Raw genomic sequence first — 10,949 nt, 5'->3', positions numbered from 1 at the left:
TGGTCCGGCCGCGCCCCGCGAGCGCCGCCTCCTCGCGCGCGTCGGCGCGCCGCGACTCGCCGGCGTCGCCGAGGACGCGCCCGAGCAGCGACGCGCCGACGAGCCCGGCGGGGATCCGGCCGAGCCCGCCGCGGAGCAGGGCGCGCCCGACGAGGAACGCGCCCGCGGCCCCCGCCGCGAGGCGGTAGGCGGGCGAGGAGATGGGCAGGATCGCGCCGCGGGCACGCCGGCGCGGGCCGAGGCCCTGGAGCGCCCGCACGTCCGCGGTCTCGTGGGACTTCATCCGGTCGTGCACCCGGCGGACCCCGCGCACCATGCGCACGCCGGCGAGGAGCGCCGCATGCTCGACGCTGAACACCGGCCCCTCGAGCACCACCTCGCCGTCGTTCGCGGTCACGCGGATCGCGTGCGCGTGGTCGGTGAGGTGTCCGAGCCGCGCGCGGACCCGCTCCGCCAGGACGTCGTCGTCGGGGAGCTCGTGCGCGAGGCGCGCCCGCGCTTCGTGCGCCGCGCCGGCCGCGCGATGGCCGAGGTCGCGCGCCCCGCTCTCGACGAAGTCCTCCGCGTCGTGGAGCGCGCGCCCCGCGCTGCGGGCGAGCACGCCACGCCTGCGGGGATCGGCCATCCACGCGAGGCCTGCGCCCGCCGCCACCACCCCGAGTCCGCCCATCATCCACGCGCCGCGTCCCCGCCTCCCGCCCATCGGTCCCTCCCGCGCGATCCGAACAGAGCCTAACCACGGGGCGTCGCGCGGCGCACCGGCGGCGCGGAGGTTCCGGCAGGAGGCGTCCCGCTGCGAAGGACGCTCGACCGCCGGCCCCGGCGCCGGGGTGTCCGGGAGCGGGCCCTTGCGTCGGAGCCGCCCGCCCGCTCGCCGGCCCGCGAAGGGAGCGCGAGCGCCACGCTCGACCTGCTCACTGCCCGATGTCGCCCGGGTCCTCCCCGTAGAGGAGCGGGTAGTCGGAGCGTTCGCCCAGGAGCTCGGGCGCCTCCTCGGGGGTCGGGTCGCGCACCGGCGGAGAGATCTCCGGAGCGGCACCGCGCCGGCCTGGCACCTGCTGCTCCGGCTCCGCCCTCGGTGGAGCGTTCACGTCGGCGCCCACCTCGCGGCCGGGCGTCCGCCCCTCCTGCTCCGGCCGCCCGGGAATCGTCACGTCCGCGGGGGCGTGCGCCCCGCCGGCCGGTACGCTCGCCCCGCCGGTCTCCCGACGCTGCGCCGCCCTCGCCGCCGCATCCGCCGCGCTGTCGGTCCATTCGTTGTTGGCCATGGGAGGACGATGCGCATCGGAGGCGCCCGCGGCGGGGCGTGCGCGTGGGGGCTCGAGCGTTATGGATCTCACTCGCGTCGAGGAGGCCTCACATGCTGCGCGCCACGCAGGCGGTCACGGAGATCCGGCACTGGGCCGAGGCGAGGCGCGGCCGGCCGTGCCGCGACGAGGCGAGCGGGCGGCTGTGGATCGCGCTGCCCGGAGAACCGTGCGACGCGCGCGACGTCGGCTGGGACGAGTTCGAGGTGACGTTCCGCGTGAACGGCCTCGTGTTCATGTACGACGACGCGCCCGGAGCGCGGCGCATGTTCATCGGCACGGCCGACGCGGCGCGCGCGTGGATGTGCGGAGGCGCCCGGGACGTCGCCGCGCGGGCCTGAACGATCCCGCGCCGGCCGGCTGCTGCCGCCGGCTCCGAGGGACCTCAGCTCCGCTCGAGCGCGCGCGCCGCGGCGCGGATGAGCGGCTGCGCCGAGACCGGCTCGCCCGTCGCGCCCTTCATCCAGAGGTCGGGCGCGAGGGTCCCCTGGATCGTGATGCGCTCGATCTCGTCGCCGAGCCGCTTGCCCGGCGGGAGCTTCTCGAGGTGCTCCTCGAGCTGCGCCGCGATGAGGTGGCCGATGGGGTAGTCGGGCAGGTAGAGCAGGTTCGAGACGAGGTGCGAGTAGATCGCCAGGATGAGCACGTCCCGCACGCCGAACACCGGCGCGTACCAGCGATTCCACACGTCTCGCGCGAGGCGCAGCGTCGCCTCGCGCAGCTCGGCCGGCGTCGCCTTCGGGTGGTCGTACATCCAGTGCCACATGCCGAGGTCGACGAGCGCCACCCCGGCGATCTCGTACGCGGCCCAGAGGTCGTTCAGCGCGAGGACCCGCTTCGCGTCGGCAGACGGCGGCGGGAGCCCCAGCACCTCGAGGTCGCGCGCCTGGAAGACGAACGCGATCGCCTCCGTGAAGGCGGTGTTGGGGACGCCGCGCAGGAGGGTGTGGTCGACGCCGTAGAGCGAGAACGTCTGCTCGACGTTGTGGCCGAGCTCGTGGATCGCGATGTTGAAGCCCTTGTAGTCCATGCCGTCCGCACCGACGCGCGTGCGCAGGTGGGCCTGGTCGCCGCGGCGGGCCGCCTCCATCGCGTGGCCGGAGCCGCGGGCGGGATCGACCGCGATGTGGGCCGAAAGGAAGCGGGACTTCTCCTCCGAGAAGCCGAGCTTCTGCAGCGTGACCGGCAGCTCCGTCGCGAACGCAAGCGCGGAGGGGTAGCGGCTCCGCGTCAGCCGGTCGAGGTCCGCCTCGGACCGCTCGATGCGCGGCTTGAACCCGGCGTACCAGACGTCGAACGGCTCGAGCTTGCGCCCGAGGCGCTGCTCCACGAGCCGCGCGATGCGCCCGATCTCGGGGGCGCCCAGCACCTCCTCCAGCATCGCGACGACCCGCGCCTCCGGGATCTCGCGCTCGAGCTCGAACTTCCGCGCGATGTAGGTGGGGGCGGAGGGCGAGTAGGGATCGGCCGCCTTCACCGCGCGGAAGTTCGCGAGGATCTTCGCGTAGCGGGTGTCCGGCTCGCGCGCCGCGGAGGCCTTCGCGGCCGCCGCGCGCGGGGCGGCGCCCGGCTCGACCGTCTCGGCGGGCGCGGGGCGCACCTCGTTCGTGAACGGGTTCCAGTCCACCGCGGGATCGTTCACGACCGCCGCGGGGATCGTCTGCGTGACGATCCGCTCCATCGCCTTCGCGATCACGCGCTGGCGCGCGAGGCCGTCCGGCTGCGCGTACTGCGCCTTGAGCTCGTCCCGCAGGTTCCAGTGGGACAGGAGCCGCTTCCCCTTGGGGAAGAGGCGCTGCCCGTCCTCGGCGAGCACGTGGTGCATGAAGAGGTTGTAGTCGGCGATGTAGAGGTCGGCGTCCGCCGAGGCGCGGGCGATGCCCTGGTTCACCGCCGCCGGCACGCGCCGCGCGAAGCGGTTCGCGAGCCGCGCCTCGGCCCAGGCGCGCCGCGACCAGCCCGCGCCGGCCGAGAGCCGCTCGTCGAGCGTGGTGAGCGGGAAGTTGAGGAGCGCCACGAACGCGACCTTGCCCTCGAAGAGGTCGTCGATCGCGTGGGCCGAGGCGTCGTAGGCGGCGAGGAGCGCGTCCACCGGCCGCATCGGCCCCTCGTCGAGCTGGGCGTAGCGCGACAGCTCGCGGGAGATCTCGAGGGCGTGCCCGTCGAGCGCCTCGAACGACGCCTCGAGGCGCGCAAACGTCGCGTCGAGCGCCTCGCCCGCGGGGAGGAAGTGCTCGGCGCAGAACGCCTCGAACGCCTTCGCGTCCCCGTCGGCGGGCCGCCAGAACGCGGCGGCCTGGGCGACGCCGCGCTCGGCCCGCGCGCGCTCGGCCTCGCCGTGCCTCGCCACGAGCGCCTTCACGGCGCGGGCCGCGGCGGGGCGGAGCGCCTGCGGCGGGGGAGGGATCGCGGGGCGGGAGGGCGGGAGGGCGAGGGCCATGAGCGTGAGCACGGTCGCGGCGGGGGAGACCATGCGCGGCAATGTAGCGCGGAACGTGCGCTGCGCCAGGGAAGGCGCAGCCCGCGGGGATGCGCGCGGTGGGGCCGGATTGACCTTCTCGCCAGGCGGCGCTAAGGGGTCCGCCTCCATGCGCGCGACGAGCCGTCCCCTCACCGTGGTCTCCGTGCTCCTCGGCACGTTCCTCGCCGCCATGGAGATGACGGTCGTCTCGACGGCGATGCCGACGGTGGTCGGCGAGCTCGGCGGGCTCGCCCTCTACGCCTGGGCCTTCGCCGCGTACATGCTCACCGCGACGGTCACGGTGCCCATCCACGGCAAGCTCGCGGACCTCCACGGCCGCAAGCCCGTACTCCTCGCGGGGATCGCGCTCTTCCTGCTCGGGTCGAGCGGGTGCGGCTTCGCCGGGAGCATGGGCGCGCTCATCGCGTGGCGCGCCATCCAGGGCCTCGGCGCGGGCGCGATCCAGCCGGTCTCGCTCACGATCATCGGCGACCTGTTCGAGCTCCGCGAGCGCGCGCGCATGCAGGGCATCTTCGGCGCGGTGTGGGGGATCGCGGGCCTCGTCGGGCCGGTGCTCGGCGGCGCCATCGTCCACACGCTCGGGTGGCGCTGGATCTTCTGGGTGAACCTGCCCTTCGGCCTCGCGAGCGCCGCGGTGCTGGCGGTCGCCTACCACGAGCGCCCCGAGCGCCACCCGCACCGGCTCGATCTCGGCGGCGCCGCGCTCCTCTCCGTGGCGGTCGTGGCGCTCCTCGCCGCGGCGCGCTCGAGCGCGGCGGGGCTCGCGGCGCTCCCCGTCGCGGCGGCCGCGCTCGCGGCGTTCCTCGTGGTGGAGCGGCGCGCGCCCGAGCCGCTCCTCCCGCTCGATCTCTTCGCGCAGCGGGTGATGGCGGTCTCGTCCGCGACCGGCGCGCTGCTCGGCGCGGCCATGCTCGCGATGGTCACCTACGTGCCGCTCTGGGTGCAGGCCATCCTGGGCGGCTCGCCCACCACCGCGGGCGCGGCCATCGCGCCGATGGCCGTCGGCTGGCCCCTCGCGAGCACGCTCGCGGGCCGGCTCCTGCCGCGCCTCGGGTACCGGCGGCTCCTGCTCGGCGGCCTGGCGACGAGCGCGGTCGCGGGTGCGGGGCTGGCGCTGCTCCTCAGGCCCGGGACGAGCGTGCTCGTGCCGCAGGTCCTCACCTTCGCGTACGGCGTCGGGCTCGGGCTCGCCAACACGCCGCTCATCCTCGCGGTGCAGACGAGCGTGGCCTGGAACCGGCGCGGCGTGGCCACCGCGAGCACCCTGTTCTTCCGGACGATCGGCGGCACGCTCTCGGTCGGCCTCCTCGGCGCCGTGCTCGCGGCGGCCCTCGGCCGCGCCGGCGCCGCGCCGGGCGTCGCCGAGAAGCTGCTCGGCGCCGAGCGCGCCTCGCTCGCGCCGGCGGAGATCGCCGCGGTGGGCGGCGCGCTGCAGGGGGCGATGGGCGTCGTGTTCTGGAGCGTCGCCGGCATCGCGGCGACGGCGCTCCTCGTCGCGACGCGCTTCCCGCGCCTCCCGGTGAGCAGCGCCGCGCCCGAGGCGGCGCGGGCGGAGGGCTGAGCCGGACGGCGGAGCTACGCCCGCTTCGCCGCCGCGAAGCCGCGCTCGAGGTCCGCGAGCAGGTCGTCCGCGCGCTCGATGCCGGCCGAGACGCGGATGAACCCGTCCGCGATGCCGAGCGCCTCGCGCGTCTCCTTCGGCACCGACGCGTGCGTCATGATGGCCGGGTGCTCGATGAGGCTCTCGACGCCGCCGAGCGACTCCGCGCACGCGAAGATGCGCACGTTCTGGAGGAAGGCGCGCGCCGCGTCGAGGCCGCCGCGGATGACGAACGTCAGCATGCCGCCGAACCCCGTCATCTGCCGGCGGGCGAGCGCGTGCTGCGAGTGCGAGGGGAGGCCGGGGTAGGTGACGCGCTCGACCTGGGGGTGGCTCTCGAGCCAGCGCGCGATCGCGAGCGCGTTCTCGGCGTGCCGGTCCATCCGGACGTGCAGGGTCTTGAGCCCGCGCAGCACGAGGAAGCTGTCCATGGGCGAGGGCACGCCGCCGACCGCGTTCTGCAGGAACTTGAGGCGCTCGTGGAGCTCCGGGTCGTTCGTGGCCGCGGCCCCGCCGATCACGTCGGAGTGGCCGTTCAGGTACTTCGTCGTCGAGTGCGCGACGAGGTCGATGCCGTGCGCGAGCGGCCGCTGGAAGTACGGGGTGGCGAAGGTGTTGTCGACCACCGTGCGCGCGCCGTGCGCGCGGGCGATGGCGGCCACCGCCGCGAGGTCCACGATCTTCAGCATCGGATTCGTGGGGCTCTCGATCCAGACGAGCTTCGTGCGCGGCGTGAGCGCGCGCTCGACGTTCCGCGCGTCGCTCATGTCGACGTACGTGAACGAGAGGCCGTGCCGGCGGTAGACCTTGTCGAAGATGCGGAAGGTGCCGCCGTACACGTCGTCGGAGGCGACGACGTGGTCGCCCGCGTCGAGGAGGTGGAGGATCGCGTCGGTGGCGGCGAGCCCGGAGGCGAACGCGAGCCCGTGGCGCGCGCCCTCGAGCGCGGCGAGGCAGTCCTGCAGCGCGTGCCGGGTCGGGTTCTGCGTGCGGGAGTACTCGAAGCCCTTGTGGACGCCCGGGCTCTCCTGCACGTACGTCGAGGTGAGGTAGACGGGCGTCATGATCGCGCCCGTCGTGGGGTCCGGGGACTGACCGGCGTGGATGGCGAGGGTCTCGAACGAGAGCTTCCGGTCGTCCATGTGCGTGTGCCTCCTGCGACGGCTCTCCGACGGTCGAGCGCGCCTACTTGAGCCGCTCGCCCAGGAACTCGATGAGGTCGATCTTCGTGACGATGCCCGTCACGCGGTCGCCCTCCTTCACCACCGCGACGTGGTCGTCGTTGAAGATGTCGCGCAGGCGCCCGACGGGCGTGTCGGCGCCGACGACGCCCTGCAGCGGCTGGACGAGCGGCTCGACCTGCTCGGTGAGCCGGTGCTTCCCCTCGATGAGGAAGTTGAGCAGGTCGTACTCGTGGATCATCCCGATGGCGCGGCCCGCGTCGTCGACCACGGGCATCTGGGAGATGTCGTGCTCCTTCATCGCCCGGACCACCACCTCGACCTTGTCGGTCTTGCGCGCGGTGATCACCTCGCCGCGCCGGCGCCCGAGCACGTCCTTCACGGTGGCGCTCGCGACCGGCTCCGCGCCGTCGAGGGCGAAGCCGTTGTCGCGCATCCACTCGTCCGAGTACATCTTCGAGATGTAGGCGCGGCCGCCGTCGGGGAGGGGCACGACGATGGTCTTCCCCTTGCCGAGCTCGCGGGCGAGCTGCACGGCCACGTGGACGGCGGCGCCCGAGGAGCCGCCGGCGAAGATGCCCTCCTCGCGGGCGAGGCGGCGACCCATCGTGAACGCCTGCTGGTCGTTCACCTGGCGCACGTCGTCGAGGACCGACAGGTCCATGGCCCCGCACATCATGTCCTCGCCGATCCCCTCCACCTTGTAGACGTGCGGCTGCGAGAGCTTCCCGGTCTTGAACATCGAGTGGTAGACGGAGCCGATCGGGTCCGCGCCGACGTTCAGGATCCTGGGGTTCTTCTCCTTGAAGTACTTCCCGCACCCGCTCATCGTCCCGCCGGTGCCGAGCCCCGCGACGAAGGCGTCGAGCTGCCCGCCCGTCTGCTCCCAGATCTCGGGCGCGGTGCTCCGGTAGTGCGCCTCGATGTTGTCCACGTTGTGGTACTGGTTCAGGTAGAAGCTGTTCGGCGTCTCCGCCGCGATGCGCTTCGCGACCGAGTAGTAGCTGTCCGGCGAGTCGGCGGGCACGTTCGTCGGCGTGATGACGACCTGGGCGCCGAACGCCTTCAGCGTGTCCTGCTTCTCCTTCGACATCTTGTCCGGCATCGTGAAGATGCAGCGGTAGCCCTTCACCGCCGCCGCGATGGCGACGCCGACGCCGGTGTTCCCGCTCGTGTTCTCGACGATGGTGCCGCCCTTGCGGAGGAGCCCCGCCTTCTCCGCCTTCTCGATGATGTGCACCGCCATCCGGTCCTTGATGGAGCCGCCCGGGTTCAGGTACTCGAGCTTCACGAGCACCGTCGCGTCCTCGGGACCGACGAGCTTGCGGAGCCGGACGAGCGGGGTGTGGCCGATCGCGGAGAGGACGTCTTCGTGGTAGGGCATGGGCGCTCCGTCCAGGCCGCCGCGGCAGATCGGCCGGTGACCGCGCGTTATAGGCAGGCGGTTCCAGCCCCGTCAACGCGACCCGCCGGCTCCGGACGACGGGCAGGAGAGACGACCCAGATGAACGATCCCCTGACGGAAGCGCGCCTCCGCGGCGCGATCGCGCGCGCGACCGGCCGCGCCACCGGCGACGTGCCGGTCCGGCGCCTCGCGGGCCATGCTTCGCTGCGGAGCTACTGGCGCGTCGGCGCGCCCCCCGCCTCCCACGTCGTGATGGTGCTCCCGCCCGACGCGAAGCCCGAGGAGGTGACGAAGGGCGGGGCGCCCGCCGAGAACCCGTTCGTCGACGTGCAGCGCTACCTCGCCTCCCTGGGCGTCCGGGTCCCGCGCATCCTCTCCTTCGACGAGGCGGAGGGGCTCATGGTCCTCGAGGACCTCGGCGACGACATGCTGGAGACGCGGCTGCTCGCCGGCGACCCGAAGGCGCCGCTCTACGAGCGCGCGGTCGACCAGCTCGCGCGGCTCCGCGCCGCCGCCGAGGCGCGCCCCGCGGGCTCGATCGCGTTCACGCGCAGCTTCGACTTCGACCTCTACCGCTGGGAGCTCGATCACTTCCGCGAGTGGCTGCTCGAGGCCTGGAAGGGCGCGACGCTCACGCCGGGCGAGCGCGAGGTGGTGGACCGCGACTTCGACCGGATCGCCCGCGCCCTCGACGCGGAGCCCAAGGGATTCACTCACCGAGACTACCAGTCGCGAAACCTCATGGTCCTGCCCGGCGGCGAGCAGGCGGTGATCGACTTCCAGGACGCGCTCCTCGGCCCGCGCCAGTACGATCTCGTCGCGCTCCTGCGCGACAGCTACGTCGAGCTCGAGGGCGCGTTCGTCGAGGCGATGCTCCGCCGCTACCTCGACCGCCTCGCCGCCGAGGGCGGGCCGCGCCTCGCGTACGAGCCCTTCCGCGAGGTGTTCGACCTCCTCACGGTGCAGCGCAAGCTCAAGGACGCGGGCCGCTTCGTCTTCATCGACCGCGTGAAGGGGAACCCCGGCTTCCTCGTCTCCATCCCCGCCTCGCTGCGCTACGTGCGCGACGCGCTCGCGCGGCGGCCCGACCTCGCCGAGCTCCGAGGGGTGCTCGCGCGGCACGTGCCCGAGCTCGCCTGACGCCGCCTTTTGCGCGAGCGGTCTCGCCGCTGCGCCCGTCGCTCGTAGGGCCCTGGGACGCTGCCTTGGCCCCGACCGGGGACCCAGGGTAGGTGTTCACCCGGACACCGCGGACCGGGGACGGCTGCGCCAACGTGGCGAAGTCACTGACGGATTCGGCGCGGCCGCTGCGGTCGAATGCCGCGTCGCGGCGGCACGTGCCCCGCAAAGGGGTCCCGCGCGGCACGCAGCCGCGGGAGGACCACGTGAAGAACCTCAGCATCGGGACGCGCCTCACCGTCGCATTCGGGATCCTGTGCGCGTTTCTCGTCGGCGTCGGGGGCCTCGGGCTCCGCGCCATGGCCGACATGCACCGGCTGAACGAGGAGATCGCGCGCGGAGTCTGGACGAAGGCGCAGCTCGCCCATGCCCTCGAGAAGGAGGCGCGCGCGATCTCCACGTTCGCCGACGAGATGCTGCTCGCCGACGACGCCGCCGGGGTCCGCACCGCGGTCGCCGGCCTCGACGAGGCGCGGCGCCGGGCCGAGGAGCTCCGCGGCCGGCTCGCGAAGCTCGCCGGCGAGGGCGACCTGCGCGCCCTCGGGGAGACGCAGCGCCTGCTCGGCGAGGTCGAGCTCCACCACGAGCGTGTCGAGCGGCTCCTCGAGTCGGGCGATCGTGCCGGGGCGGTCCGGGCCATGGAGACCGAGCTCGACCCGGGGCTCGAGCGGCTCGCGGAGACCTGCGGCGGGATCGTCGCGGGCGCGGAGGCCGGCATGGAGGCCGCCATGGTCCGCCAGGACGCGGCCTACGCCGACGCCCGCGCGCTGGCGCTCGCCCTCGTCGGGGCGGCGCTCGTGATCGCGGCGCTGTTCGCGGCCCTCGTGACCCGCTCGGTGACGGTGCCGCTCGCCGGCGCGGTCGAAGCGGCGCAGCGGATCGCGGGCGGCGACCTCACGCTGCGGCTCGCGGTGGACCGGCGGGACGAGGTCGGGCGGCTGCAGGCGGCCATGGCCGACATGACGGCGCGGCTCGCGCAGGTCATCGGCGAGGTCCGCGCCGGCGCCGAGGCGCTCTCGAGCGCGTCCGCCCAGGTCTCCGAGACCTCGCAGGCGCTCTCGCAGGGCACCGGCGAGCAGGCCGCGAGCGTGGAGGAGACGACGAGCTCGCTCGAGGAGATGAACGCGTCGATCTCGCGCAACGCCGAGAGCTCCCTGCACACCGAGACGACCGCGCGGGAGGGCGCGCAGAACGCGGAGGAGGGCGGCGCGGCGGTCCGCGAGACCGTGGTGGCCATGCGCGGCATCGCCGAGCGGGTCTCGATCGTCGAGGAGATCGCCTACCAGACCAACCTGCTCGCGCTGAACGCCGCGATCGAGGCGGCGCGCGCGGGCGATCACGGCAAGGGCTTCGCGGTGGTCGCGACCGAGGTGCGCAAGCTCGCGGAGCGGTCGCAGAAGGCGGCGAAGGAGATCGGCGCGATGGCGGGGTCGAGCGTCGGCGTCGCCGAGCGCTCCGGGGGGCTCATCTCCGCGCTCGTGCCGGCCATCCGGCGCACCGCCGAGCTCGTCCAGGAGGTCGCGGCCGCGTCGCAGGAGCAGTCGCAGGGCGTGGAGCAGGTCGCCCGCGCGATGGCGGTCGTCGATCAGGTCACGCAGCGGAACGCGTCCGCCGCGGAGGAGCTCAGCTCGACCGCGGAGGAGATGGCCTCCCAGGCCGAGGCGCTCCAGCAGCTCACCCGCTTCTTCCAGGTGCCCGGGCTCGCCTCGGCCCGGCCGGCAGCCGCCGCGCCGGGGGCGCCCGCGAGGCAGCAGGGCCTCGCGGCCGCGCCGGGCCCCGCCAGGGCGGCCGCGCC

Annotated in this window: 9 protein-coding genes; 4 read left to right on the top strand and 5 right to left on the bottom strand. The window is 74.3% G+C overall.

Annotated elements, in window-relative coordinates; genetic code table 11:
- A partial coding sequence (locus MNZ39_RS21365) for a BON domain-containing protein (protein ID WP_242341124.1) occupies positions 1–703 on the bottom strand: 703 nt, incomplete at its 3' end.
- A gap of 211 nt (positions 704–914) precedes the next feature.
- On the bottom strand, positions 915–1,268 hold the full coding sequence (locus tag MNZ39_RS21360; RefSeq protein WP_242341123.1) for a hypothetical protein: 354 nt from the start codon (positions 1,266–1,268) through the stop codon (positions 915–917).
- A gap of 92 nt (positions 1,269–1,360) precedes the next feature.
- Between MNZ39_RS21360 and MNZ39_RS21355 the strand changes: the two genes are divergently transcribed.
- Positions 1,361–1,648, top strand: coding sequence for a hypothetical protein (locus tag MNZ39_RS21355; RefSeq protein WP_242341122.1), 288 nt, complete (start codon positions 1,361–1,363; stop codon positions 1,646–1,648).
- A gap of 44 nt (positions 1,649–1,692) precedes the next feature.
- Here MNZ39_RS21355 and MNZ39_RS21350 read toward each other — a convergent pair whose 3' ends face one another.
- Positions 1,693–3,780: a hypothetical protein gene (locus tag MNZ39_RS21350; RefSeq protein ID WP_242341121.1), complete on the bottom strand. Its 2,088-nt coding sequence runs from the start codon at positions 3,778–3,780 to the stop codon at positions 1,693–1,695.
- A 115-nt stretch (positions 3,781–3,895) separates the two neighbouring features.
- Here MNZ39_RS21350 and MNZ39_RS21345 point away from each other — a divergent pair, with 115 nt between their 5' ends.
- Entirely contained in the window at positions 3,896–5,350 is a 1,455-nt protein-coding gene (locus tag MNZ39_RS21345; protein WP_242341120.1) for an MDR family MFS transporter, read from the top strand.
- Between the two features lie 14 nt (positions 5,351–5,364).
- Here MNZ39_RS21345 and MNZ39_RS21340 read toward each other — a convergent pair whose 3' ends face one another.
- Positions 5,365–6,531, bottom strand: coding sequence for a cystathionine gamma-synthase (locus MNZ39_RS21340; protein ID WP_242341119.1), 1,167 nt, complete (start codon positions 6,529–6,531; stop codon positions 5,365–5,367).
- A 43-nt stretch (positions 6,532–6,574) separates the two neighbouring features.
- Entirely contained in the window at positions 6,575–7,954 is a 1,380-nt protein-coding gene (locus tag MNZ39_RS21335; RefSeq protein ID WP_242341118.1) for a pyridoxal-phosphate dependent enzyme, read from the bottom strand.
- Between the two features lie 120 nt (positions 7,955–8,074).
- On the opposite strand from MNZ39_RS21335, the gene MNZ39_RS21330 reads away from it, so the two are divergent.
- Positions 8,075–9,115, top strand: coding sequence for an aminoglycoside phosphotransferase family protein (locus MNZ39_RS21330; RefSeq protein ID WP_242341117.1), 1,041 nt, complete (start codon positions 8,075–8,077; stop codon positions 9,113–9,115).
- A gap of 245 nt (positions 9,116–9,360) precedes the next feature.
- On the top strand, positions 9,361–10,949 hold a 1,589-nt coding region (locus tag MNZ39_RS21325; RefSeq protein WP_242341116.1), incomplete at its 3' end, for a methyl-accepting chemotaxis protein.

It is taken from the genome of Anaeromyxobacter sp. SG66 (assembly GCF_022690805.1).
In the GTDB taxonomy this organism is placed as follows: domain Bacteria; phylum Myxococcota; class Myxococcia; order Myxococcales; family Anaeromyxobacteraceae; genus Anaeromyxobacter; species Anaeromyxobacter soli.
The sequence above is the reverse complement of the archived record's forward strand: the minus strand, read 5'-3'. Positions and strand labels throughout refer to the sequence as shown.

What these genes read in the sequence shown, in the direction of transcription:
- MNZ39_RS21360 (WP_242341123.1), bottom strand. Translation starts at nt 1,268, where the DNA reads ATGGCCAACAACGAATGGACCGACAGCGCGGCGGATGCGGCGGCGAGG.
- MNZ39_RS21345 (WP_242341120.1), top strand. Translation starts at nt 3,896, where the DNA reads ATGCGCGCGACGAGCCGTCCCCTCACCGTGGTCTCCGTGCTCCTCGGC.
- MNZ39_RS21350 (WP_242341121.1), bottom strand. Translation starts at nt 3,780, where the DNA reads ATGGTCTCCCCCGCCGCGACCGTGCTCACGCTCATGGCCCTCGCCCTC.
- MNZ39_RS21335 (WP_242341118.1), bottom strand. Translation starts at nt 7,954, where the DNA reads ATGCCCTACCACGAAGACGTCCTCTCCGCGATCGGCCACACCCCGCTC.
- MNZ39_RS21355 (WP_242341122.1), top strand. Translation starts at nt 1,361, where the DNA reads ATGCTGCGCGCCACGCAGGCGGTCACGGAGATCCGGCACTGGGCCGAG.
- MNZ39_RS21340 (WP_242341119.1), bottom strand. Translation starts at nt 6,531, where the DNA reads ATGGACGACCGGAAGCTCTCGTTCGAGACCCTCGCCATCCACGCCGGT.
- MNZ39_RS21330 (WP_242341117.1), top strand. Translation starts at nt 8,075, where the DNA reads ATGAACGATCCCCTGACGGAAGCGCGCCTCCGCGGCGCGATCGCGCGC.